This is a genomic window from uncultured Psychrosphaera sp. (genome assembly GCF_947500655.1).
Taxonomy (GTDB): Bacteria; Pseudomonadota; Gammaproteobacteria; order Enterobacterales; family Alteromonadaceae; genus Psychrosphaera.
The window spans coordinates 60,438-86,915 of the sequence record NZ_CANMSK010000001.1 but is presented as its reverse complement, the minus strand read 5'-3'; the positions used below and the strand labels follow the sequence as shown (position 1 = coordinate 86,915).

Below are 26,478 nucleotides of genomic sequence, written 5' to 3'. Positions count from 1 at the left end.
TATGTGAATGAATTAAGAACTAAACCATTTATAGTCAAACAGCCCGAATTTTGAAGTCAGGCTTTGTGTACTAGTTTGTCCCGCCCTGAAATGTATTTACATTTTAGGACTTTAAAATGACTAACTTAATCATTAAATAGGGTTAAGTATTTACTTAATAAATATAAACAGCTCCTGAGTTAGCTGCAGTAGAAACATCTGTAGTCTCTGTACCGTCAACAATAATACTTCTCTCACTATTTGCAGAATTAAAGTATCCGAATAAAAGTACCACCCATCTTAATTTATCAAACACAACCAAAATCACTTGTAGGCAATCCCAAAAAATACATGCCAGATGGCACTCCATTTGAATTAAAAGAATACATAGATGTAGAGTTCAGAGGATATTTAACCGCTTTATAGTAAACCGTGAAATATGCAGTTTACTAGCTCTTTACTATTAAATTATAGATAAGCATTAAAAATCTAGATTTAGAGGTTTCTATCTTGCAATCTATATGGCAAAGTCGGCCTTATAAGATAGTTTAAATTGGTTTTTGAATTATCAAGTTTATTGCTTACTCTTATTGGATAATGACAGTGGGGGTAAGTATCTCATTAAAATGCGGTAAGTTATCATGGCGAAAAGCACATCTGTTTTATTTGTATGTCTGGGGAATATTTGTCGTTCACCCACAGCACATGCGGTTTTCCGCCAAAAGTTAAAAGCTACTAAGTTAGATGTAATATTAGATAGTGCTGGTACAGCAGGTTATCATATTGGCGCTACACCAGATAAACGTTCAATTAAGCATGGTGAAAATAGAGGTTATGACTTTTCAGATTTATTTGCCCGTGCGGTAATTGATGATGACTTTGAATTTTACGACCATATTTTAGTAATGGATAAAGCCAATTACCAAGACTTAATGGCAAGATGCCCAGAAACCTATCAGCATAAAATAAACTTGTTTTTAAACTACGCAACAAATCATCCAGATTACGATGAAGTGCCTGATCCTTATTATGGTGGTGATCAGGGCTTTGAAACCGTTTTGGATTTAATCGAAGATGCCAGCGATGGCTTAATTAATACACTCTCAAAATAAAAGGTAACGCTGTGAGTATTTGGACACCGGATGGCTGGAGAAATTTCCCTATCCAACAACAACCGACTTATAAAGATCAGGCATCATTATTAAATGTTGAACAGCAATTGCAAAGTTTTCCTCCTCTTGTTTTTGCCGAGGAAACAAGAGAATTACATCGCCAACTAGGCGAAGTTGCTGAAGGCCGTGGCTTTGTATTACAAGGTGGCGACTGTGCTGAGTCATTTGCTGACTTTAATGCCGCTAATATCAGAGACACCTTTAAGGTTATGCTGCAAATGGCGGTTGTTCTTACCTTTGGTGGAAAAGTTCCGGTAACTAAAATTGCACGTGTGGCGGGGCAATATGCTAAACCTCGTTCGTCTGACTTAGAAACTATCGACGGTGTTTCGTTACCGAGTTACCGTGGTGATAATGTTAATAGCTTTGAATTTACACCAGAAGCACGCGAACCAGACCCAAGCCGTTTAATTACCGCTTATCATCATTCTGCGTCTACATTAAATCTATTAAGAGCCTTTGCTCAAGGCGGGTTGGCGGACTTACATCAAGTAAATCGTTGGAATATGAGCTTTGTTGAGTCTAATCCAAACCGTGAACGTTACCAGAATTTGGCTGACCGAATTGAAGAAACGTTAGCATTTATGGAAGTGATTGGTTTAACGTCAGAAACCACACCTAGAATAAAAGAAACTCAGCTGTTCACGTCACATGAAGCATTATTGCTGAACTACGAACAAGCGTTAACACGTCGTGATCATCTATCTGGTAATTGGTACGACTGCTCTGCACATATGCTGTGGATTGGTGAACGAACACGTCAGCTAGATCACGCCCACATGGAATTCTTTAAAGGTATTCATAATCCGGTTGGGGTAAAAGTTGGCCCAGGTATGGACCCAGACGATTTGATCCGTTTGATAGATGCTATTAACCCTAATAATGAAGCGGGGCGTTTAACCTTAATCACTCGTATGGGCGCAGATGTTCTTGGTGATAAACTACCAGCGTTAGTACGTAAAGTTGAGTCTGAAGGTCGTAAGGTTGTATGGAGCTCAGACCCTATGCACGGTAATACAATTAAAGCTTCTAATGGTTACAAAACACGTAACTTTGATTCGGTATTACGTGAAATTCAGCAATTCTTTGCGGTTCATAAAGCTGAAGGCAGTTGGGCTGGCGGTGTTCATTTTGAAATGACAGGACAAAATGTTACTGAGTGTACTGGTGGCGCATATGGTTTGAGCGAAGCTGATCTATCACAACGCTATAAAACCCAATGCGATCCAAGATTAAATGCAGACCAAGTACAAGAGTTGGCATTTTTAATCACCGACGCATTAAAAGATGCTAAAAAACTGTAACCAATAATCCCAGTTATAAATGTAATTGGGATCACAGCGTTATAAAAATAAAAAGCCAACTATCAAATAGTTGGTTTTTTTTGTAAAGTGATGCTGATCAATTGAATTCAAGTTATTAAAGGTTATTTATTTTGTCTGAAACCACACCAGCAGTGCAGTCCATTGCAGCAGAATCTATTACAATTAAGCCAAGTCGTTTGCCATTTATTGATTGGTTAAGAGGTTTCTTTATTCTGCTAATGGTGATTTACCATTTTTGCTATGACTTGGATTTGTTCGGCTATATTGATACTGCTTTTGGTCGTGGGGCTTGGATACCATTTCGATATGTTATCGTGATTGGTTTTTTGGCTTTAGTAGGCATTAGCTTAGTAATAGTGCATCACAAAGGTATTAATTGGCAGAGTGTCAAAAAACGTTCTTTTCAATTAGCTATCGCTTGTATATTTGTATCTGGCTCGAGTTACTTTATCGCACCGAATAAAATAACCTTATTTGGTATATTACAATTTATTTTAGTGGCGAGCTTTCTTGTATTACCTTTTATAAACAAACCTAAGTTAGCCTTAGCGCTAGGTATCGCTATTTTTGCTATAGGTCACAGTATTACATTCCCATTATTCAATTCTATTTGGTTACATTGGATAGGAATGGGTGAAACCTTAAGGCCAGCATTAGACTTTTTACCTTTGGTTCCTTGGATTGGTGTGGTACTGATTGGGATTTATTGGGGACATTGGTTTATTAGTGAAACAGGCAACAAGGTAGGCTCATTTACCTTGTCCGAACACAAAAATAAGCCCGTAAGTAAGTTAAGTAGATTTATTGAAACCATGGGCCAACACAGCTTAATTATTTATTTGGTGCATCAGCCTATATTGTTTGGCATTTTTTACGCTTTAGAATATGTAAACTAAAGCGTAAAAGAAGGCACGTACAGACTAGGGAGACTAATACTTACGTCTTTCTAATCCCATTTCAGATATCACTTTGGCAGAAATTTCTTCTACCGAAAAGTGCGTGGTATTTATAAATGGGATCTTATACTTCTTATACATGCGTTCAACTTCCCTTAATTCCATCCTGCATTGACGTATAGATGCGTATTTACTATTAGCGTAACGTTCATGTCTTATGGCGGCGAGTCTTGCTGGGTCAATAGTTAAACCAAAAATTCGTTTCTTATTCTTGTTTAATTCTTTTGATAAGGCTAAGTGCTCCATATCGTCTTCAACAAATGGGTAGTTTGCTGCTTTAATACCGTACTGCAAGGCTAGGTATAAACTGGTTGGCGTTTTACCACTTCTTGATACACCCACTAATATCACATCTGCATCATCATAATGTTTGGTGGTTTGTCCGTCATCATTGGCAAGTGCATAGTTCATTGCGCCTATTCTATAGTCGTAACTTTCTAGGTTAATAGAATGGGTTCTGTGCAGTTTTGGTGTTGGTTGCATTCCAAGTACAGAACTAATGTCTTTAGTAAACGGGCTTAGTACATCAAAACTAATACACTCAGTTTGTTTAATTAACTTTTTAAATTCTTGCTCAACAAAAGTAAAGAATACAAAAGGGCGATTGCCTGTTGTTTTATAACAACGGTTTATATGATCGCACAGTTGTAATGCCAACTCTTTAGTTTCAATAAATGGGCTGGTTATATGCTCTATTTCAATAGGATATTGTGACAAGGTCGCATGACCAATGACTTCAGCTGTGATGGCTGTTCCGTCTGATATATAAAAGGCAGTGTGGGACATTTATCTTCTCTTGTAGTAATAAATCAACAAAAATAATTACATTTGTATAAGGTTAAAAACTCGGTGTAGAATGCACCTATTATGAAAGTGCTTTTGTAATATTACAAAATACAGAACATACATTTTAACGCAACTAAAATAAAACAACTATAATTTTGGAGATTGCATCGTGCAAGAATATGTACTTTGGTATCAGCAATTAGGAATGAATGACGTAAGCCAAGTTGGTGGTAAAAATGCGTCGTTAGGCGAAATGATCAGTAATTTAGCAAATGCTGGGGTAAAAGTGCCTGGCGGTTTTGCTACTACATCATACGCGTTTAATGAATTTCTAGAGCAAAGTGGCTTAGAAAAACGTATCCACGATGTGTTGGAGTCGTTAGATGTTGAAGATCTTAATGAATTAGTAAAAGTGGGCGAGCAAATTCGTAATTGGATTATAGAAACGCCGTTCACTGATAACCTAGACCAAGCTATTGCAGATTCTTACCAACAACTGGCTGGTGAATTAGGTGAGCAAGCTTCATTTGCTGTACGTTCATCGGCAACAGCTGAGGATATGCCAGATGCTTCGTTTGCCGGACAGCAAGAGACCTTTTTAAACGTTAAAGGCTTAAACGCCATAAAAGTTGCGGTAAAACATGTATTTGCATCTTTATTTAACGACAGAGCAATTTCCTATCGTGTACACCAAGGTTATGATCATAAAGGCGTTGCTTTATCTGCTGGTATACAACGTATGGTCCGCTCAGACATGTCATCTTCAGGTGTTATGTTCTCAATCGATACCGAATCTGGCTTTGAAGATGTTGTATTTGTTACCTCGGCTTATGGTTTAGGTGAAATGGTCGTGCAAGGTGCGGTAAACCCTGATGAGTTTTATGTACACAAACCAACTCTAGCAGCTAATAGACCTGCTGTCGTACGTAAAACAATGGGCAGTAAAGCCATTCAAATGATCTATTCAGAAGATCAGGGGCACGGTAAACAAGTCAAGATAGAAGATGTTGACGCTGAAAAATGTAACCAGTTTTCGTTAACCGAAGATGAAGTTATGGAGTTAGCCAAACAAGCCGTAACCATAGAAAAACATTACGGCCGAGCTATGGATATAGAATGGGCTAAAGATGGTTTAGATGGCCAGTTATACATAGTCCAAGCTAGACCAGAAACCGTTCGTAGTAACGAAGAAGCTAACGTAATAGAAACATTCCAACTTGAAAAGCGTGGAACTGTCGTTTGTGAAGGTCGTGCTATCGGTCACAAAGTTGGTTCTGGTACCGCTAAAGTATTAAGCTCAATCGCTGAAATGGATAAGATTTTACCAGGTGATGTACTGGTAACTGATATGACAGATCCTGATTGGGAACCTATCATGAAGCGTGCATCCGCTATAGTGACAAACCGTGGTGGCAGAACCTGTCATGCAGCAATTATCGCACGTGAACTTGGTATTCCTGCAGTCGTTGGTTGTGGTAATGCGACTGAGTTATTAACAACAGGAGATGAAATTACCGTATCTTGTGCTGAAGGTGACACTGGGTTTATTTATGGTGAGATTTTACCTTTTGATGTAGTTACATCAAAAGTAGATCAAATGCCTGATTTACCAATTAAGGTAATGATGAACGTGGGTAATCCTGATAGGGCGTTTGACTTTGCTCGTCTACCAAATGCTGGTGTTGGTCTTGCTCGTCTTGAGTTTATTATCAATAGAATGATTGGTGTGCATCCAAAAGCGTTAATTAACTACGAACAACAAGATGCAGATTTAAAAGAAGAAATTGACGAGTTGATTGCAGGTTATGAGTCGCCAGTTGAGTTCTATATCAATAAGATTAAAGAAGGTGTGGCTACGTTAGCGTCAGCTTTCTATCCAGAAAAAGTCATTGTTAGAATGTCTGACTTTAAATCTAATGAATATGCCAATCTTGTTGGCGGCGATCAATATGAGCCGGAAGAAGAAAACCCTATGATAGGTTATCGTGGTGCGGCTCGATATATATCTGAGGACTTTAGAGAGTGTTTTGCATTAGAGTGTGAGGCGTTAAAACGTGTTCGTGACGACATGGGCTTTACTAATGTTGAAGTCATGATCCCATTTGTAAGAACGGTAGCTGAAGCGAAAAAAGTCAGTGAACTATTAACTGAACATGGCTTAAAACGTGGTGAAAATGGTTTACGCGTGATCATGATGTGTGAATTACCATCCAATGCTTTATTAGCCGATCAATTCTTGGAGTACTTTGATGGATTCTCGATTGGTTCAAACGACTTAACTCAGCTAACACTTGGCCTAGATAGAGACTCTGGCTTAATTGCCCATTTGTTTGATGAGCGTGATGAGTCAATTAAAATGCTACTTTCTATGGCAATAAAAGCGTGTAAAGCAAAAGGTAAATACATAGGGATTTGTGGTCAAGGTCCATCAGATCATGAAGACTTTGCTGAATGGTTAGTTGAACAAGGGATTGATTCTGTCTCGTTAAACCCAGATACAGTATTAGAAACTTGGTTATACTTGGCTGAACAACAAAAAAGTTAACTTTTTGTTTTTACAATAGCTAGACACAGCGCGGTGTATTTATACATCGCGTTTTTTTATGTTTAAAAGTCGGCTATTCTTTTTATGGTTTATGGTTTATGGTTTATGGTTTATGGCTTATGGCTTATGGCTTATGGCTTATGGATAGGGTTAAACTGAATGGCACTTTTTGAATTTTTTGCCTGACTGACAAGGACATAAATCGTTTCTATTAAGCTTTATAATTGGTGTATCAGATAATTCGCCGGTATCGTATTTCCAATTACCATTTTGTTTTATAAAGTGAGAGCGTTCATGAATTTGGTGATGTTGATCACCCAATAATAAGTGAGCGATAAACTCAACGGTATCTTGATCATGATTTAATACATCTAAATGCACAAAGCTAAATGTATCACAGGTTTCAATTAACTCTTGTTGAGTCAATGATTTAGCTAAATCAACAGAACTAGTCGCTAGTAAATAAGATGTGTTGCCGCTAGCAAATGCGCTAAATCTAGATCTCATTAATTGCTCACAGGTATCAGCTGGTGTTTTACCTGATAACAGAGCTTCACAACAATTGGAGAAAGATTCTCCTGACTTACAAAAACACAACATAATAGTTAATTTCTAGTGGTGAACTAAGACTTGATCATCAGTGTTTTTATTTAGTAAGTAAAGCGCTGTATTTACTGTTTTTGCCTTAGCGTTTAAAAGAGCATATTCACTAGTTGAAATTAAACCATCCCAAATTACTAATGCTGAACAGTTCTCATTTCTTAACCCTTGGTAGGCCGTAAATAAAACATCGGTACAGTGTCTCTTATGAACAATAAGAACTTTATCTAAGTTAACAGCATATCTCTTTAATACGTCTTTTTTAGGTAAGTGATCTGGTGCAATCAATAAAGTCCAGCCACTGCAATATTCAAAACGTTTAATAATATTGACTAACTCAAGATGAGAGCTTAATTCTGGTTTTGGAATATGCTCAATACATTGCATTGTTTCATCTAAGGATGTAGCTTTTATATTGTTAGTATTCATTTTAATCCTGTTAATTTGTACAGTGGTTTTGTATACAGTAGTTTATCCAGTATTAAAATTCAACACTTTTTTATGCTTTATCGTTACAAGCCTCAGAAATTGTTTATAATAAATCACCATTGTTTTAATAATATTAATTGGAGTACCCATAGCAAATGAGCAAATTTAATAAGTGGGTATTAATTCTGTTCATTACATTTCCAATTTTATTTCTGTTAACGAAAATAACAACCTCTCTAACTAGCCTAAATAATCTGTCTCTTGGACAAAATGATATAAGCATAGATATCAGATACAAATACCTCACTGACAACAATAACGATTTAACCTTAAATCAAGTTGTGTCCAGATTAGATGAATTCGATGAAGTGCCACTGAATAAAGCAAAAACAGACTTTGGCAATATCGGTTTTTGGTATCAAATTGATATTATCAATACGTTAAATCGTCCTCGTGAACTAACCTTATTTTTTGATAATCCAATGATAGATATAATTAATATCTATAAACATGTAGGTGAGCAATACACATTCGTACGTAGTTTAGGCGACAGTAATTTAGCAAACTCAAAAGAAAAAATAGGATTCCCAAATTACAAAATAAACCTACAGGCTAAACAAGAATTTTCTTTTTTAATTTACACCAGCACAGCAGGGCCTGCTAACCTCCCGATTTCAATTTTTGATACTGTAAACTTTTATAAATTTAAAGATGCTGTGTATTTAATTTGGGGCGCATTTATCGGTATTGTTATCGTTATGAGTGTGTATAACTTAATATTATTTGTTGGAACGCAAGAACGAATATATGTGATGTACATAGGTTATATAGCAACCTTTTTAATAGAACTGAGTATTGTTCATGGTTATGGCGCTTATATAATGCCATTACCTTTGTTTGACTTTATATCCAAAAACATTATATCTGTGAATTTTTTGTTGGCTTATTTCTCATTAATGTTTGCCTTGCATTTTTTAAAGTTTAACGAAGAGCCCGAACGAAAAATCACTCGTTATGTTAATGTACTAAGCAATTTAAATTTAGTGTTTGGGGTACTTGCACTATTTGTTGTTGAATATATAGCGGCTCAATTTTTCTTTACCTTACAAATGTTTTTATATGCACTCGGAATTATTATGATGTATGTAAAAATCAAAGAAGGTGTTAAGTGGGCTAATTTTTATATCATCTCTTGGTTACCATTATTAATTGGTGCGGCCGTTGGACCTTTATTATTAACAGGACATATTGAGTATAGCTTTTGGTCTCGACATGCTTTGTTATTTGGTGTCATATTTGAGATAACCTTTATGGCGATGGCATTGGCCCAAAGATTAAGAATTAGTGAACAAGAACGTTTATATCAAGCTTCACACGATCATGTATTTGGTTTTGCTAATAATAATTTATTAGAAATAGCCGTCGAATCTATTGTTGAAAAGCAAAAAAACGCCTCTTTTTCTGTAGTTATTGTATCAATAGCGAAATATGAATCTATCGTACCTTACCTACCAACCGAAAGTTTAAAGACCATTATTTATCAGTTTATAACAGATGTAGAGCATGAGCTAAGCAATGAATTATTGCTAATTGATATTGATAGCAAAAATGAATATTCAAAAACAGCCATGATAAGAGAAGGGGTATTTGCTTTTCTAGTTTCCAGTAATGATGAGCATTTATTACAAAATATAATGAACGATTTTGCATCTCAGCAACCTATTAGTTACAGCTCAGATGGATTATCTATCAATATTAAATGTTTGATAGGGGCTTCAACCAATACCAAATCAATTAAAAGTACAAACGAGTTGGTTAATAAAGCTCAGCAAGCCATCGAGTTGGCTATTGAAAAGGGCAATTTATACGGTATTTATGATGACCAGTTTAATAGTAATGATCAAAGAAAAGTCCAACTGGCATCCGACTTACAAACGGCAATAGATGAAAACACCTTGCAGCTTTATCATCAACCACAAACCAATATTGCCACAGGGGAGGTTATTGGTAGTGAAGTGTTATTAAGGTGGATACACCCAAGCTATGGTTTTATACCGCCTGATGAATTTGTTCGTATTGCAGAAGATACAGGTATAATAAATAAGCTCAGTGAGTGGGTCTTTAATCAAAGTTGCATACATTTGGTTGAGTTATTAAGTCTAGGGATTAAAAACCAAGTTGTTTCAGTCAATATGTCGGTACACGATGTTATGCACAATGGCTTTATAACTTATTTGATCAGAACCATTAATAAATATGACTTACGAGCTGAGTTGTTTGTATTAGAATTAACTGAGACAGTCTCAGTTACCGATACCAAAAAATTCACGCGTAATATGTTGGAATTAAAAGATATCGGTTTCAGTTTAGCTATTGATGATTTTGGTACCGGTTATTCATCATTAACTTATGTTAGTAAACATCCATTTGATAAATTAAAAATTGACCGTGAATTTATTCAATTTTTAGATCAGTCAGAAAAAGATTTCACAATAGTCTCAGCAACCATAAACATGGCTAATAGTCTTGGCTTAGATGTTGTGGCTGAAGGTGTTGAAGATCAAAAAACTCTTGACCTATTAAAGTCGTTAAATTGCGAGATGGCTCAAGGTTACCATATATCTAGACCGCTACCATTTTCTGCTTATATTGAATGGTTAGATGAAGAGTCAAACAAAATATGAGTTACAAATGAACTGTGTATTTAGCAATATATAAGCCCCATATCCTGCAGTAAAATCATTAATAGAAACCTCAATAAGGTATGACTGCTTAGGCAACGATGTCTAATACGTAATAGCTAAGCAAAAAAAAACGATTTGGTTACACCAAATCGTTTCCTATAAATTAGGTTCTTATAACTAATTAACCTTAGCAACAAACCCATTAATATTTAAGTCTTTTAATCGAGCTAATTCTGACTCAGCGTTAGCTTGAGTATTGAATTTACCCGTATATAACTTTATTAAATCGTCAGATGTTTTTATAAAAGTTTGGCGGTCTAATTCCTGCAGTTTATTAATAATAGAATCCGCAGAACGTAATGAATTGAAGCTACCTAATTGAATGGCATAAACAGAACCAAGAACAGCTGGCTTATTAGCAGCTAGTTTTGGTGTATTTAGTACATATCCATTAATACCTTTAGATTTCAGCTCGCTTAACGCTTGTTTTGCCGACGTTAGGCTTTCATAGCCTTTATAATAAACTTTATTTAAACCATTAATGTTTCTCGTATACGCATCTTCAGCTGGTATTGAGTTTTGTTGTAAGAATCTATCTACTGATGCCATACTGCTGAATGCACCAAGTTGAATAGTGTAAGGTAAGTTAGCATAGTCTGTATTTTCTTCTACAACAACTGGCTCAACAACATCTTCTTCTATAGGCGCAGTCAATAGAGTTTCGTCTACAACACCTGTTACAGAGCTCGTTAATGTGGCATCTGTAGGCGTTTGCAAAGGAACAACAGATAAAGCTGTATTGCTTGGTTCTACAGTATCTTGACTTACAGGTTTTGCTAGTGAAAGAGAAGTTGCTTTATATTGAGGTGTATATTTAATACCAATACCAATTGAACCTGCATCACCAAATAAGGTTGAACCAAAGTTATAATTATTTTCCACTACAAAACTTAATACATCAGTGACATCGTAAGAAAGTTTTAAGCCAGTATAGCCTTGTGTTGCGCCTGTTTTTAAACCTATGTCATTCATTTCTTCTACATTAATAGCTAAACCTAGACTAGGTGTAATACTAAAATTATCTGTTATATCAAACTGATAACCGGGAGCTAAACGTAAGTTTGTAAAGTCATGTGTAAAATCAACGCCATTAGTTACATCGTCAAAATTAACAATATGTTCTAAGCCAAAATCTAAGATAAGACCATTATCATCACTTGGCTTATAACCAAAGCCGATCCGAGCCGCTGAGCTTTCATATTTTTCATATCTTAAAGTAGTAAAATTAAAGCTAAATTTACTTTTAACCATATCGCCATCAGCAGCTATAGACGGTAAGTTTGTTAATAGTAATGGAGCAGTAGACAGTATTGATAAAAACGGTTTTATTCTAGCCATGATAATCCTTGGACTTAAATCTTTGTATAAATAAATAGCATATTGAATACTATCGACAAAATACGTATTTTCTTTAGTGTAATTGTTTTTTAATCCCTTTAAAAGCAAGGGGTGAATAATAACTTGTTTTATTTTGGATGACCTATTTATGCCTCGTGGATCTTTAACAATTGATAACTGTAGTTAAAATTCGAAATTTTGTCCTACATATATGAAAAAATAATTTTAATTTATAAAACAATCATAAAATCTGACACTTAGATTTGCCAATAAATGGAAAATTATAAAACGCAACCTATACTCTTAAAATTCAATTTACTTAACTTATGAATTTGAAGTTTGCATATGCGATAAATTTAATAATTGAAATATATTCTTAATCAAGGACGTTTTATGAGCAGTAGAGATGTAGTTTTTTTAATAGAAGATGATAAACAATATTTAGACATGTATCAGCAAATTTTAGATTCTGAATTCAAAACGGTGGCTTTTACTAGCGCTAAAGAAGCATTGAAAAAATTCAAGGAGTTTGCACCAAAAACAATACTACTTGATCTTAACTTACCTGATATTAATGGCATAGAATTCTGCGAGATACTTTTTAGTGAATACTGCACAAATACTGACGTCGATATCATTATCGTGTCTGGTGAAACTGCCCCATTATCAAAACTTACTGCATTTGAAGCGGGCGTAGCCGACTACTTAACAAAACCATTTGACCTTCAGGAGTTAGTTTATAAAGTTAGAAGCAGTGTTCAACGCAAAATAAAAGAACAAAAGTTAATTTGTGATGCTGCTGAAAGCCAGCAACTAATCTACACAACCATGGAGCAAGCATCACAGTATAGCCAAGTGATGAACTTTTTTAAAAACTTAAGTAAATGTAAAAATATTGAAGAAGCATCGAGGGTATTCTTCGAAAGTATGCAATATTTTGGACTAAAGACATCTATTAAGTTTAAGTTGCCACAAGATACATACTTTCGTTGCGATGGCATAGAAATATCTCCGATAGAAATTGATGTTTACGCTTTGTTGGAACCCAAAGGGCGGTTATATATGTTTACTAACCGTATGATAGTTAACGATGAACACGTTTCTTTCATTATCAAAAATCCTCCAAAAGATGAACATAGTTTAGGTCAAATTAGAGATTATACAGCTGCTATGATTGAGGGATTAGAAGCCAAAATATTGGAGTTGTACTCTCAAGATGGTATGGGAAAAGCAATTCTTGAATTGGCTGAAAACATAGGCGAGCTCAAGTTAGGTGTTGGTCAACATAACAAAATCATTAACTCGGTTATGACAAATGTTATGTTAGAAATAGCTGGTAGTTATCATTCATTGGAAATGACCGAGCCTCAAGAGCTATTTTTGAATAAACTTATTGAAGCTGCCACAGAAGAATTAAGTAATGCGGAAGAAATTCTAGTTGAAATAATGAATAGACTGGAAGATTTAAAACTCCAAATGGAAAAAGTCCAAGATGCAGGTGCTCATAAAGGGTTCGATTTAGAAGACTCTAGTGATGTTGAGTTATTTTAACGATGAACAGTGCAATGTACGAAACCTTTTTTAATCACTCAAATGATATTTTATTTATAACCGATGATAAAGGTAATTTATTAGACATTAATACCACATTTGTTCATAACTTGGGTTACAGCAAAAAACAGGTGTTATTAACCAATATAAAACCTCTAATGCATCAAGATGATGTAACAAAAACATTAAAATTAATGTCTGAGCTGTCTAGAGACAAACCGTTAATAAACTTTGAACAGAACTATATACATTTAAATGGCAAGTCACTCAGATTAAGCTGTACGGCTTTCATGGATGTTGAAACTAGGAATATATTTATTTCAGCAAAATACATATCAAAGAACAGTAATGAAGAAATTAACAAATTCGTTAACGCCACTGCACATGAAATAAATAACCCCTTAGGAATTATTTCAGGCTATACCGAGTTACTAAAGTCTCAACCAGGAATAGATAAAAATACAAATGAAAAGTTAGATGTTATTTTAAAATCTAGCGAACGGATTGCCAATACAATTAAAGATTTGAAACAGGTTTATTGTTCAGACAGTTCTCTCGAAAAATAATACTGCATTAAATGGAATATTTAAATCAGTTATATATTACATCGTTATTTAGACCAATAAATACGATTAGTGAGTAATGTGTTTACCAAGTAAAATAAGGATATAAAATGGCCACCATTGTTTATTTAGATGATGATATCGCATTAATAAAACTATTCGAATTAGTGTTTGAAGGCACACAACACAAAGTTGTAACCTTCACCAACGAACATGAAGGGATTGATTACTGTACCAACACGCCACCCGATGTTTTATTTGTAGATTACCGACTAACAGACTTGAAAGGTGACGAGGTAGCTTCACAGTTACCAGATACAATTTATAAGATATTAGTGACCGGTGACTTAAAAGTGACGAGTGATTATCTTTTTGATGCCACAATTCATAAACCATTTCAGTTAATGGAGTTATTAAAAGCGGTTGAAAGCTTTAAATGATTTACGAGTGTAATAACTAAAACTAGTCGACACCAATAATTGCGGCTTGATGGGTAGTTTCAGAGATATAAGTCATTATAATTTTTCAACAAGAGCTAGAGATTGTTCATACAATTCAGGTGAGGTACGTTTAAAATCTTCACATTTTTTAATCGCTGGTTCATAGCCTAAATTTGCTGCTGTAATTAACCAGGATAAGCCAAGTAATTGATTTTCTTCTACACCTTCATTTAGAAAATAAGCTCTGGCCAAGGCTCCCATCGATTTAATATCACCTGACTTCGCGGCCTCTTCAAATAAGATAAATGCATTCTCTTGATCGCCATTAAGTCTTAAGTCCATTGCTTGGGCGTACAAGTCGCCTCGCTCTTTTATACTTTCCTTAGCCTCTACATCACCCATAGTTATGTTTATATCTTTTAACGACTTTTGGTCTAAAGAGCCTTGATTACATTTTTCTTGTTCGGCGGTGTCAGTATGGTGCGTTTCTGAGCTTGTTTGATTATGCTCGCTACTCACAACTTCTTTTAGGTTTGATATTTGTTTTTTTTCTGACAGCAAGGTATGCATTACTGCATCGTAGCGACTATTTAATTGCTCAAGCATTTCTTGTTGTTTAAATACTTGTTTTTTATAAAAATCAATTTCACTATTCAAATGTTCAACCGTCTGATTTTTATCATTTAATTGTTGTTTGTAATTGATTTTCAACTCTTCGATGTGTGCTAGGTTTTGAGTATCTATTCTTACATTTTGTTTATCTACATTTCGTTCAAAACGCTCCATCATAGTGGCTAAGTTTTTTTCATAATTCCCTTTCATTTTTTCAAACCATGCAAATATTTGACCTGGAACTTTTGAGTTGTCGCTTGGCATATTTTGTCTACATCCTTCTTATTCTAAATCTGAATTAGCGCATTTTAAAAAATGGGTAAACAGTGGTTATTTCCCTAGTGTTTTTGAGTATAGATATAAAAAAAACATTTTGCTGTTAAGAGTTTTAAATTTTTTATTGATTTAAGTAATTGTCTAAATTGAGATTTTATTGTTCTTTTTTTGAACTCAGTCTTGCGTTTGGGGGATCTGTTGTCTATAAATTTTAGAACAAGAATGTTTATTAGGGATATATCAGTTTAATGGAAAAACAAGAGTTTGAATTACCAAATGATCTAACGATATCTCATTTATCCGCTTTCAAAAGTAATATAACCGAGTTAATTGAAAACTCAGAGCATATTACTTTTACTGATAAATCATTAAATAAAATAGATACGGTTGGCGTACAAATATTGTTAGTTGTAATGAACGAACTAATTACACAAAAGAAGACCTTCACATGGCAGATCAGCTCCGAAATATTACAACAAAGCATTAAACAACTTGGTCTAGAAAACTCAGATTTTAAATTATATCTCCAAATTAATTAATACAAGGAAGTAAGAATGCCTAAATTCTTGATAGTAGATGACTCTAACTCTATTAGACAAATGGTTAGCTTCACTCTTAAAAGTGCAGGTTACGACGTGGTTGAAGCCTCCGACGGATTACAAGGCCTTCAAACAGCCAAAGGTGAAAACTTTGATCTCGTTATTTCCGATGTAAACATGCCAAATATGAATGGTATAGAACTTTGCAAAGAGCTTCGTAAATTGCCAACTTTTGAATTTACACCTATTTTAATGTTAACAACTGAAAGTTCAGGTGATATGAAAGTACGTGGTAAAGAAGCTGGTGCCACTGGGTGGCTCGTTAAACCTTTTAATCCAGATAAGTTACTCGCAACAATAAAACGCGTTGTTAGGTAAACTATATGAGTATTGATCTCGCACAGTTTCTCCCTACGTTTTTAGAAGAAAGTTATGAAGGTTTAGAAATAATGGAAACGGGCTTGTTAAATTTACAAAGCTCAGAAGACGACTCCATACATTCTATATTTAGGGCTGCTCACTCAATTAAAGGTGGAGCTGGAACATTTGGTTTTAATCAAGTGACTGAATTTACTCACTTAGTTGAAACCCTATTAGATGAAATGCGTGACGGTAGAAGAGAAATACTGAAAAGTGATATTGAAATATTGCTTCAATCGGTCGACTGTATTCGTTTATTAATTGATGCCGATCATAATAAAATCGTATGTGAAGATGAGAGTATAAGTAAAGTCGAGAGCTTATTAAATGAGTCACTGAATTCATCTAGCACAGATACACAGCCACAAAACGAAAATAAATCTGAAAAAACTCAAACTGCTACAGATGCACAATCATGGTTAATTAACTTTACTCCTCAACCTCATTTAGTACAAACAGGCAATGATCCTCTATTTCTTTTTAATGCACTCGCTGATTTAGCAGATCTTGAAATTGTATGTAATACCAGTGAATTACCAGCTTTTTCTGATATAGAACCTAAAGAGCTTTATTTAAGTTGGCAAATAAAACTAACAAGCTCAGATGCTACAGAAGATGACATAAAAGAAGTATTCGAATGGGTAGAAGATGAATGTACATTGGAAATTACTTTATTAACGAATGAAGCTATTTCTGACGTTCAAGAAGATGAAGCTGTAAATAATGATACTCAAGAACAAAGCATTCAAGTTCAAAGTACACAACCAGAATCTGAACAATCATCTAAACAAGAGCTAGCAGAGCCATTGTCACCAACTGCAATCACCACAGATACAAACGTATTAACAACTAAACCGCAAAGTGCAATTATGGGTAAAGATAAAGCACCTGCAGCAAAAGCGAAGCCTGATGTTGGTTCCATTCGTGTTGGGGTTGATAAAGTAGATATGCTAATTAATTTGGTCGGTGAGCTAGTTATAACGCAATCAATGTTATCAGAACTGGGTAATGACTTTGATTTATCTAAAGTTGAAAAACTAACGTCAGGTTTAGATCAACTGCTACAAAACACCAAAGAGTTACAAGAAAGTGTTATGCGCATTCGCATGTTGCCTATTAGTTTTGCTTTTAATCGTTTCCCAAGATTAATACATGATTTATCTATAAAAACAGGTAAACAAATAGAGCTAGTTATCAAAGGTGAACAAACTGAACTTGATAAAACCGTTATGGAACAAATAGGCGACCCTTTGGTTCACCTTGTAAGAAACGCGGCAGATCATGGCATTGAGTCTACCGAAGTTAGATTAGCCAATGGGAAAAGTGAGAAAGGCACAATATCGCTCAACGCTTATCATGTGGGTGGTTCAATTGTTATAGAAGTGAATGACGACGGCGGTGGAATAAATCGAGAAGCCGTATTAAACAAAGCAATAGAAAAGGGCATTGTAGAGCCTAACAGCTCACTTACGGATGCTCAGGTATTCGACTTACTGTTTGAACCTGGCTTTTCAACCGCAAGTGAGGTGACTGATATTTCTGGCCGTGGTGTTGGCATGGATGTGGTTAAGAAAAACATCCAGTCTTTAGGTGGCAGAATACAAGTCGAATCTGAACCAGGTAAGGGCAGCTGCTTTAAAGTTAATTTACCTCTGACATTAGCTATTTTAGATGGGCAGTTGGTACGTGTTGGCACAGAAGTGTACATCATCCCGCTTATTACAATTGTAGAGTCCTTACAGGCCAAAGCAGAATTAATTAATCGAGTATCAGGCAATATGGTTTTGTATCGCCTCAGAGAAGACAATGTTCCTGTGCTCCCTATCTATCAATTATTTAACTTGGAAGCTCAGTGTACAGAAATAGAAAATGCACTATTGGTAGTCGTGGAATTTGATGGTCAAAAAGTAGGTTTGATGGTTGATGATTTATTAGCTCAACAGCAAGTTGTTATAAAAAGCTTACAGGATAACTATCAGCAAGTAGATGGGATTTCAGGAGCGACAATTTTAGGTGATGGTTCAGTTGCCATGATCCTAGATATTCCAGGGATGATCACTATGGCATTAAAACAATCCAAAATCGCACAAAAAACAGCAGTTAATCATAATGTAGAGGTTGTTTAATGGATATTCAATCGCTCGCCAAAGACATTCCTGCTCAAGGTGAACAATCCCTTGAAGGAATTGAATTCATTAACAACGCCGAACAATACCTAACCTTTGTTTTAGGTAATGAACAATTTGCTATTGATATTTTATGTGTTGAAGAAATTCGCAACTGGGAAAGACCAACGCAAATTCCCAACTCACCCAATTATGTCAAAGGCGTGATTAACATGCGTGGCATCATTGTGCCTATCATTGATTTGCGCATGAAGTTTGGTATTGGCCAATGTACTTACACAGTAACGACGGTCGTCGTTGTCTTAACAATTGAGGTTGAGCATAAATCAAAAGTTATTGGTTTTGTTGTTGATGCCGTTTCGGATGTATTAAATGCAGAAGCCGATGACATAAAAAAAGCCCCCGCGTTTGGTGGCTCTATACCTCCTGAATTTATCACCGGCTTAGTTAATCAAGACAATAACGTTGTTACATTATTAACCCCTGAAGCGTTATATAAAATTGAGAAACACCAAATTGATGGATGTAATCAATGATGAATGAAATTGAACAAGAGTATTTAACATTCCTGCTAGACGGTGAAGAGTTTGGCGTTGATATTTTATGCGTCCAAGAGATTCGAGTGTTATCACCTATAACGACATTACCTAATAAACCTGACTATATAAAAGGGGTGATAAATCTCAGAGGTGTGATCATTCCTATTGTTGATCTCAGAGAACGTTTTGCAAAACAGGCGCTTAAATATAATGACCAAACCGTCATTGTTATTCTCAGAGACCAGACTGCAATAAAACCTATGGTGGTTGGCTTAGTAGTAGATGCCGTGTCTGAGGTTTATAAATTCAGTGATAAATCAATAAGAGAAGCTCCTGACTTTGGCAATAAAATTGACCGCTGTTTTATACAGGGGTTAGCGTCACATGGCGAAAAGTTGATTATTTTATTAAACAGTCAAACGTTATTAAATCAGGATGAGTTGTATCACTTGTAGTGAATAATATTCTAAATCTAACGCATGATATCAAGATAGTAGTTGCACAATATTCTTAATAGAAAACTAACAAAAATTAAACGATGATATTCAATCGGAAGGAAATATCGATATGAGCACAGATGAGAACACGACAACAAGCGTAAATAATTCGGTTGAGCCACAAAGTAACAATGTTGAACTGAGAGAAATGCAGGCGCAAATGAAGGCCATTCATAAAGTCCAGGCTATCATTGAGTTCGAAATGGATGGCACTATTATCACCGCTAATGATAACTTTTTGAATGCGATGGGCTATAGCCTTGACGAAATTAAAGGTAAACATCACCGTATATTTGTCGAGCCTAATTTTGAAAATAGTTATGAATATAAAGAGTTCTGGGAAAGTTTAAATGCAGGTAAATTTGAACAAAAAGAATATAAACGTATAGCGAAAAGTGGCAAAGAAGTTTGGATTGCAGCCTCTTACAATCCTATTTTTGATGCGAATAATAAGCCTTATAAAGTGATTAAGTTTGCTACTGATGTCACTGAGCAAAAACTAAAAAATGCGGATTTCGAAGGACAAATACAAGCCATTAGTAAATCACAAGCTGTTATCGAATTTAACTTGGACGGCACTATTACCACTGCTAATGATAACTTTTTAAATGCAATGGGTTATTCACTTGCTGAGGTACAAGGTCAACATCACAGTATATTTGTAACACCTAGTTATAAAAGCTCACTTGAGTATCAGCAGTTTTGGGAAAAGTTAAATCGTGGAGAATATGACACTAATGAGTATTTACGCATAGGTAAAGCTGGAAAAGAGGTCTGGATACAAGCGTCATACAATCCAATTTTAGATTTAAGCGGCAAGACGATGAAAGTGGTAAAATACGCAACTGACATAACCGCACGTAAAAAAGCCATAGCTCAAATTAAAGAAACGTTAATGACTTTATCTGAAGGCGATTTAACCCAAAAAATTGAAAACGAATTAATTGGAGAGTTTAATATTATTGGCATTTCAATTAATGAATTTATCGATGTATTAAATGGCATGGTTAGTAATATTCGTTATGCATCAAAACAAGTATTTGATTCATCTAAAGAAATTGCCGCTGGTAATAACGAACTAAGCCACCGTACAGAAACTCAAGCATCAAGCTTAGAAGAAACTGCATCGGCAATGGAAGAGTTAACCAGTACCGTTCAGCAAAATGCAGAAAATGCGACGGAAGCCACTAAGTTATCTGCTGGTGTTATGCAAAAAGCCACTGATGGCGGCGATGTGGTTAAAAATGCAATCACTGCAATGAGCGATATCAACAAATCCAGTAAAAAAATTGCAGATATTATTAGCGTAATCGATGAGATTGCCTTCCAAACCAACCTATTAGCGTTAAATGCAGCCGTTGAAGCCGCGAGAGCTGGAGAGCAAGGCCGTGGTTTTGCTGTTGTAGCGGCTGAGGTAAGAAATCTTGCTCAACGTTCAGCTGGTGCCGCAAAAGAAATTAAAGGGTTAATCAATGACAGTGTTGAAGCCGTAAGCCAGGGCACTAAATTAGTGGATGCGACAGGCCAAACGTTTACTGAATTAGTCTCTGCCATTGACGAAGTAAGTCGAATGCTTACCGATATTGATAACGCAGGGAAAGAACAATCTGCAGGCATTGGCGAAGTGAGTGCAGCCGTAAGCCAAATGGATGAAATGACTCAACAAAATGCAGCTTTAGTTGAAGAAGCAAGTGCGTCTAGTCAATCAATGGAAGATCAAGCGCAATCCTTATTACAGCAAATTGCCTTTTTTAATAACGGAGAAGAAGATGAGGAGGAAGAAGTTGTTACGCCTGTTAGAAGAACGCCTCAAGCTAGACCTACCCAAGCTCGGTCTGCTCAAGTAAGGCCAAGCACAGCACCTAAATCAAGACCATTAACATCTCACAAAGTACGCCCATCTACGCCGTCTGATCAAGAGTGGGAAGAGTTTTAGAGGAGGTTATGGATAATACTCGCACAGCAGACTCAGTATTGTCAGAAAAGGACTTCAAATTCATTTGTGAGTTTGTGTATGAGAATACGGGGATTGTACTTAGTGAAGGTAAAAGAGAGATGGTTTATCGACGTTTATCTCAGATAGTGAGAGAACGAAAATTCGATAGCTTTACTCAATATTGCCAATTATTAAGAACAAACCCCAAAAGTGAAATGACGTACTTTGTTAATGCAATCACCACAAACTTAACTAGCTTTTTTAGGGAATCGCACCACTTTGAATTTTTAACACGAACTGAGTTACCTCAGCTGTTAAAAAACAATTCAAATAAGCGGATAAGAATATGGTCATCCGCAAGTTCAACGGGAGAAGAACCGTATTCTATCGCCATGACAGTGATGGACTTTATGGCGGACAAACTATCAAGCTGGGATGTGAAAATTTTAGCAACAGATATTGATAGTAACGTATTAGCTAAGGCGAGTGACGGTATATATTTAGACAAAAATAATATTATGCCGATTGCCACTAAAAAACGATTTTTCAGTACAGGTACAGCTCAAAATAAAGAAAGAATTAGAGCAAAACAAAATATAAAAGACTTAATTACATTCAAGCAGTTAAATCTATTACACGAATGGCCAATGAAAGGGCCTTTTGATGTTATTTTTTGTCGTAATGTTGTTATTTATTTTGATAAAGAAACGCAAAATGATCTATTCAGTCGGTTTCATCAGTTATTAAGCCCTGGTGGTTTGTTAATTTTAGGACATAGTGAAAATTTAGGTAAATGCCAAGAAAATTTCGAAACGGTAGGACGCACCGTCTTTAGAAAAGTCTAATATTGGAAGAATAATACATTGCATAGTCACGAAGCCATGGAAGAGTACACTGCAAACTGTTTTCCCGAGTTTGTACATATAAATCATTACTTTGATAAACAAAGGCAGTGCCCCGTATCTAAGATATTGCCAGGGGAGTTTTTCATATCTAAGTCTCATTCATTAATAGCAACCACATTAGGATCTTGTATATCCGCTTGCATTTGGGATGAATATGCAAAAATAGGCGGTATGAATCATTTTATGTTGCCAGTTACAGCTCAAGAAGAACACGAAGTAAATTGGGGGAGCAGAGGTAAATCTTCTGACTCGACTCGATATGGTAATTTTGCAATGGAGCACTTAGTTAATACGATACTCAAATACGGCGGCCGAAAAGTTAATTTAAAGGCCAAAGTTTTTGGTGGTGGTAAAGTTTTGAAAAAATTGTCGGATGTTGGTGAACGTAACATCGAGTTTGTACTTGAGTACTTGGATAACGAAAATATAGAAATTGTTAAAACAGATGTTGGTTCAGTTCACCCAAGGAAAGTGCTATTTGATCCCACCACAGGTCAAGCCTTTGTTAAGAAATTATATAACTTACAAAACGACACTATCGTACGACGTGAAAATGATTATCGTAGCGTTATAGACAATAGTGAAGTAGGTGGGGAAATAGAGTTGTTCTAATAATTGGATAATATGATGAAACAAATTAAGGTATTAATTGTTGATGATTCAGCAGTTATTAGAAAAGTTGTACGCGAGTTATTATCGTCAGACTCTGACATTAATGTTGTTGGAGAGGCTGAAAACCCACTTGTCGCAAGAGAGTTAATAAAGAGTCTTAATCCAGATGTTATTACGTTAGATGTGGAAATGCCCAAAATGGATGGCATTACATTTTTGGCTAATTTAATGCGGTTAAGGCCTATGCCTGTCGTTATGTTATCAACGTTAACAACCAAAGGCAGCGACATTACACTACAAGCTTTAGAATTAGGCGCAATAGACTTTATAGCAAAACCTAGTTTTAATGAATTGCTCACTACTAAATCGTCATTCAAACAACTTATCATTTATAAAGTTAAACAAGCGGTAAGCGTTAATCAAAAGCAGCATCAATTAACGAGCAAGTTTATTAATGGCAAAAACTCCAAGATATTAACCTTTGCTGGCACGGCAAGAAAAGATCATATTATCGCAATAGGGGCTTCAACAGGTGGTACGGAAGCATTAAAAGTCGTATTGACCCAGTTACCTAAAAATTCACCTCCTGTGGTTGTGGCTCTGCATATACCACCTACATTTAGCGAACGTTTTGCTAATAGATTAAATGAGTTATGTGAAATGACGGTACAAGAAGCCAAACATGGCACTAAGATTAAAGAAGGTAATGTTTATATAGCTCAAGGGGCTGTTCATTTAATTGTAAAAGAGAAAAATGGAGCCTTTTTTTGTGTATTTGACGACTCCGAAAAAGTTAACCGCCATAAACCATCGGTAGATGTATTGTTTCGTTCTTTGTTACCTATGGCTAACAATGTCCAGGCTGTCTTATTAACAGGCATGGGTAATGACGGTGCACAAGGAATGTTAGAACTGAAACAACAAGGCACAAAAACTATAATTCAAGATGAAAATAGCAGCTTGATTTGGGGAATGCCAGGTAGTGCCCATAAGTTATCAGCTCACAATGTAGAGTGTGATTTATTTGATATCAGCAAAACGCTCCTACAACACGCATTATTAACAAGAAATGAAATGGTGACAGAAATGAAACTAAAAAAACTCTAATATTGTTCCACAGGAGTTAACTCAAAATATGAATTGCTACAATTAATACATAAATAAATTTATCTACTCATATATTGTCAAATCAATCACCATCAATTATTCAATCAAGTAGCACAAAATATTGATATGTAAATTCAGACATATTTATTAAAACTAAGGTGTAATAGTGAGTGGTCTTAAGTATTTGCTTTAAATTTATAGTTTATATAAAAACTTTAGTCAAATTAGTTAGTTAAATTATTACAGTTTCTTTTAAAACAGCCGATTAGTAATAGAACAAGTTATAGAGTAATGACTCTATCAATGCATCATGCTATGTTTAATTGCGTTAATCGTTTTATAAAACATTGAAGTCGTTTACGGCTATTGCTTTGTAAATAAAGGCTTTCTTTATTTGATCAGTTTAATAGTCCTAATAGGTGTCTTAGTAGTGAAGTAAAAAGGAATGAATAATGTCTTGGTTTAATAAAAAACAAAACAAACAACATCAGGTAAGTGAAACAGGAATAAAAATACTACAGCTACGAGCATCTGAAATCTCTTCAGAGCGTTTATTAAGCTTAGATTTTCAAGAGTATAAAACTCAATTGATTTTTGCATTTATTTCACCAAACCTTGATTTCGAACAGACGGTAAAGTCCATTCAAAATGCGACACCATTTTGTTCCAAGGTCGTCGCTATGATGACCGCTGGTGAGTTGAACAGCCAAGAAAATAACTTTTACCAAACTACAGAAGGTAATTGGGACTCTATTGTTTTACAGAGTTTCAGTGAAAGCGTATTTGCCGACATTGAAATTAAAACTATCCCGTTACACTGTGAAGATTTAAAACAAGGTAAAGTAATAAAGTCAAAAGTAGAGAGAATTAAAGCAATTCAAAATGAAATTGAAAAAGTATCTTTGAATATGTCAGTTAATTATCAAGATACGGTTGCGATGACCTTTATTGATGGTTTATCTGCCAGTGAAAACTTCTTTATGCAAGCCCTGTACGACAGCCAGCGTTTTCCTTGTCACTTTATCGGTGGCTCAGCAGGTGGAAAATTAGACTTCCAAAAAGCAGCTGTATTTGATGGCCACAAAGTGGCAGACAATGCCAGTGTCGTTATTTTTACTAAACTTGCACCTAATATCCGCTACGGTATATTAAAAACGCATAACTTCCATAAAACAAACAAATCATTTTATATCGCCGAGTCTGACCCACAAAAACGCACAGTAACAAGTGTTATCTCAAAAGAAACTGGGAAAGTGGAAAACATAGTTGATCACCTTTGTGAGCATCTACGTTGTACCCCTAGTAACTTAGAAGCTAAGCTTACTGGTTTTTCATTTGCTGTCGAGATAAAAGATGAACTATTTATACGATCTATATCAGGTATAGATGTTGAAAATAAAGTTCTAAACTTTTTTTGTGATTTAGATTTTGGTGACGAGCTTATTTTGGTTGAAGCTAAAGATTTTGCTAATAGCACCAAACAAGCCCTTGATGAGTATTTAAGAAACAAACCTGCACCAATCGCTATGTTAGCTAATGACTGTATTTTACGTCGTGTAAATAATACTGATAAGTTAAATCAGCTAACGGCATTTAAAAATATTAAAGCGGCAGGTTTTTCTACTTTTGGAGAGCTTTTAGGGGTTCATATGAACCAAACGTTAACGGCGCTGTTCTTTTTTAATGTGGAAAATGGCGAACGATTCTCAGATTCATTAGTTGACAACTTTCCAATTCATTACAGTAACTACAAGCAATTCTTTTTATTATCAAAAGTTAACAGCTTGATGCAAATAAACAGATTACAAACTCATTTGATTGAATGTTTGTCTGAATATAGACCTTTGCTAGAAAGTGTATTAACTAGCTTTAACGGCATTACTAAAAACTCACAACAAACTGAAGTTGTAATTAATGATGCCAGTGGCGCGTTTTACGATCTAAAAGACGATATAACATTACAAGAAAGTAAAATGAACATTTTAGGCAGTGACGTTCACGAGCTAAAAGAAAGCTCAGATCAAGTGTTAGCCATTTTAAAAGTTATCTCAGCTATTGCAGATCAAACCAATCTTCTTGCTTTAAATGCGGCAATTGAAGCTGCTAGAGCAGGGGAAGCTGGTAGAGGTTTCGCTGTTGTTGCTGACGAAGTACGTCAACTGTCTAAAAACACACAACAAAGCCTAGATCAAACTAGTGACACAATCGCATCGGTTACCAAATCTACCACGGCAATAGGACAAACCGTAGGAGTAATAGAAGACTTTATGTCAAGAATGAGCTCAAGTACGCTTAAATTAACAGAGCAAATTGAAAGCTTAAGAGATGCATCTGCCACAACAAGTAAAGATGTAGAAGCTAATATTACTGCAATTACTAATATGTCAGACCGTGTGGCTGCAATTGGTGAAGAAGTCGAAGTCATTGAACGTCTAAAAATAGCCAATAACTTGTAATGGGTATAATTATCTTGGTTATTTA

The 26,478-nt window shown here is 35.4% G+C and carries 23 protein-coding genes; 18 read left to right on the top strand and 5 right to left on the bottom strand.

Annotated elements, in window-relative coordinates:
- The first annotated feature begins 620 nt into the window (after nt 1-620).
- From Q0940_RS00380 to Q0940_RS00370, 3 genes are all read left to right on the top strand, one after another.
- Nucleotides 621-1,091 (top strand): low molecular weight protein-tyrosine-phosphatase, encoded by a 471-nt coding sequence (locus tag Q0940_RS00380; RefSeq protein WP_299262596.1) that lies wholly within the window; start codon nt 621-623, stop codon nt 1,089-1,091.
- Between the two features lie 11 nt (nt 1,092-1,102).
- Nucleotides 1,103-2,455 carry a class II 3-deoxy-7-phosphoheptulonate synthase gene (locus Q0940_RS00375; protein WP_299262592.1) on the top strand — a complete coding sequence of 451 codons (1,353 nt, stop codon included), beginning with the start codon at nt 1,103-1,105 and terminating at the stop codon, nt 2,453-2,455.
- Nucleotides 2,456-2,586: 131 nt separating this feature from the next.
- Nucleotides 2,587-3,372 (top strand): heparan-alpha-glucosaminide N-acetyltransferase, encoded by a 786-nt coding sequence (locus tag Q0940_RS00370; RefSeq protein ID WP_299262588.1) that lies wholly within the window; start codon nt 2,587-2,589, stop codon nt 3,370-3,372.
- A gap of 33 nt (nt 3,373-3,405) precedes the next feature.
- On the opposite strand, the gene Q0940_RS00365 is transcribed toward Q0940_RS00370, so the two are convergent.
- The gene (locus tag Q0940_RS00365; protein WP_299262586.1) at nt 3,406-4,218 is read right to left on the bottom strand and encodes a pyruvate, water dikinase regulatory protein; all 813 of its coding nucleotides are present in this window, start codon (nt 4,216-4,218) and stop codon (nt 3,406-3,408) included.
- 169 nt (nt 4,219-4,387) lie between these two features.
- Between Q0940_RS00365 and ppsA the strand changes: the two genes are divergently transcribed.
- Entirely contained in the window at nt 4,388-6,763 is a 2,376-nt protein-coding gene (gene ppsA / locus Q0940_RS00360) for a phosphoenolpyruvate synthase (RefSeq protein WP_299262583.1), read from the top strand.
- 150 nt (nt 6,764-6,913) lie between these two features.
- Here the strand turns inward: ppsA and Q0940_RS00355 are convergent, their stop codons facing one another.
- Both Q0940_RS00355 and Q0940_RS00350 read right to left on the bottom strand, forming a co-directional pair.
- The gene (locus Q0940_RS00355) at nt 6,914-7,363 is read right to left on the bottom strand and encodes a YchJ family metal-binding protein (protein WP_299262580.1); all 450 of its coding nucleotides are present in this window, start codon (nt 7,361-7,363) and stop codon (nt 6,914-6,916) included.
- 12 nt (nt 7,364-7,375) lie between these two features.
- Entirely contained in the window at nt 7,376-7,792 is a 417-nt protein-coding gene (locus tag Q0940_RS00350; RefSeq protein ID WP_299262577.1) for a hypothetical protein, read from the bottom strand.
- Nucleotides 7,793-7,947: 155 nt separating this feature from the next.
- On the opposite strand from Q0940_RS00350, the gene Q0940_RS00345 reads away from it, so the two are divergent.
- A complete protein-coding gene (locus tag Q0940_RS00345; protein ID WP_299262574.1) occupies nt 7,948-10,476 on the top strand; it encodes an EAL domain-containing protein in 2,529 nt (842 codons plus the stop codon).
- Nucleotides 10,477-10,653: 177 nt separating this feature from the next.
- On the opposite strand, the gene Q0940_RS00340 is transcribed toward Q0940_RS00345, so the two are convergent.
- Nucleotides 10,654-11,874: an SPOR domain-containing protein gene (locus Q0940_RS00340; protein WP_299262570.1), complete on the bottom strand. Its 1,221-nt coding sequence runs from the start codon at nt 11,872-11,874 to the stop codon at nt 10,654-10,656.
- 393 nt (nt 11,875-12,267) lie between these two features.
- On the opposite strand from Q0940_RS00340, the gene Q0940_RS00335 reads away from it, so the two are divergent.
- The 3 genes from Q0940_RS00335 (at nt 12,268) to Q0940_RS00325 (ending at nt 14,428) form a co-directional block, all read left to right on the top strand.
- Entirely contained in the window at nt 12,268-13,425 is a 1,158-nt protein-coding gene (locus Q0940_RS00335) for a response regulator (RefSeq protein WP_299262563.1), read from the top strand.
- A 2-nt stretch (nt 13,426-13,427) separates the two neighbouring features.
- Nucleotides 13,428-13,991 carry a histidine kinase dimerization/phospho-acceptor domain-containing protein gene (locus Q0940_RS00330; protein ID WP_299262560.1) on the top strand — a complete coding sequence of 188 codons (564 nt, stop codon included), beginning with the start codon at nt 13,428-13,430 and terminating at the stop codon, nt 13,989-13,991.
- Between the two features lie 107 nt (nt 13,992-14,098).
- Complete coding sequence (locus Q0940_RS00325; RefSeq protein ID WP_299262557.1) at nt 14,099-14,428, top strand: response regulator; 330 nt, start codon at nt 14,099-14,101, stop codon at nt 14,426-14,428.
- Nucleotides 14,429-14,503: 75 nt separating this feature from the next.
- Here the strand turns inward: Q0940_RS00325 and Q0940_RS00320 are convergent, their stop codons facing one another.
- Nucleotides 14,504-15,304 (bottom strand): hypothetical protein, encoded by an 801-nt coding sequence (locus tag Q0940_RS00320; protein ID WP_299262554.1) that lies wholly within the window; start codon nt 15,302-15,304, stop codon nt 14,504-14,506.
- A 260-nt stretch (nt 15,305-15,564) separates the two neighbouring features.
- Here Q0940_RS00320 and Q0940_RS00315 point away from each other — a divergent pair, with 260 nt between their 5' ends.
- The 10 genes from Q0940_RS00315 to Q0940_RS00270 all read left to right on the top strand — a co-directional run bounded on the left by Q0940_RS00315 (nt 15,565) and on the right by Q0940_RS00270 (nt 26,453).
- Nucleotides 15,565-15,855 carry a hypothetical protein gene (locus tag Q0940_RS00315; RefSeq protein ID WP_299262551.1) on the top strand — a complete coding sequence of 97 codons (291 nt, stop codon included), beginning with the start codon at nt 15,565-15,567 and terminating at the stop codon, nt 15,853-15,855.
- A gap of 15 nt (nt 15,856-15,870) precedes the next feature.
- Nucleotides 15,871-16,233, top strand: a complete 363-nt coding sequence (locus Q0940_RS00310) for a response regulator (protein WP_299262548.1) — start codon at nt 15,871-15,873, stop codon at nt 16,231-16,233.
- A 5-nt stretch (nt 16,234-16,238) separates the two neighbouring features.
- The gene (locus tag Q0940_RS00305; protein WP_299262545.1) at nt 16,239-18,401 is read left to right on the top strand and encodes a chemotaxis protein CheA; all 2,163 of its coding nucleotides are present in this window, start codon (nt 16,239-16,241) and stop codon (nt 18,399-18,401) included.
- Nucleotides 18,401-18,937: a chemotaxis protein CheW gene (locus Q0940_RS00300; protein WP_299262542.1), complete on the top strand. Its 537-nt coding sequence runs from the start codon at nt 18,401-18,403 to the stop codon at nt 18,935-18,937. The genes Q0940_RS00305 and Q0940_RS00300 overlap by 1 nt, the downstream gene beginning before the upstream one ends.
- Complete coding sequence (locus Q0940_RS00295; protein WP_229793384.1) at nt 18,934-19,395, top strand: chemotaxis protein CheW; 462 nt, start codon at nt 18,934-18,936, stop codon at nt 19,393-19,395. The genes Q0940_RS00300 and Q0940_RS00295 overlap by 4 nt, the downstream gene beginning before the upstream one ends.
- Before the next feature lie 112 nt (nt 19,396-19,507).
- On the top strand, nt 19,508-21,373 hold the full coding sequence (locus Q0940_RS00290; RefSeq protein WP_299262533.1) for a methyl-accepting chemotaxis protein: 1,866 nt from the start codon (nt 19,508-19,510) through the stop codon (nt 21,371-21,373).
- A gap of 8 nt (nt 21,374-21,381) precedes the next feature.
- A complete protein-coding gene (locus tag Q0940_RS00285; protein ID WP_299262530.1) occupies nt 21,382-22,218 on the top strand; it encodes a protein-glutamate O-methyltransferase CheR in 837 nt (278 codons plus the stop codon).
- 18 nt (nt 22,219-22,236) lie between these two features.
- Complete coding sequence (gene cheD, locus Q0940_RS00280) at nt 22,237-22,890, top strand: chemoreceptor glutamine deamidase CheD (RefSeq protein ID WP_299262528.1); 654 nt, start codon at nt 22,237-22,239, stop codon at nt 22,888-22,890.
- 12 nt (nt 22,891-22,902) lie between these two features.
- Nucleotides 22,903-23,997: a chemotaxis response regulator protein-glutamate methylesterase gene (locus Q0940_RS00275; RefSeq protein WP_299262526.1), complete on the top strand. Its 1,095-nt coding sequence runs from the start codon at nt 22,903-22,905 to the stop codon at nt 23,995-23,997.
- A gap of 452 nt (nt 23,998-24,449) precedes the next feature.
- Nucleotides 24,450-26,453: a methyl-accepting chemotaxis protein gene (locus Q0940_RS00270; protein ID WP_299262524.1), complete on the top strand. Its 2,004-nt coding sequence runs from the start codon at nt 24,450-24,452 to the stop codon at nt 26,451-26,453.
- The last annotated feature ends 25 nt before the right edge of the window (nt 26,454-26,478 follow it).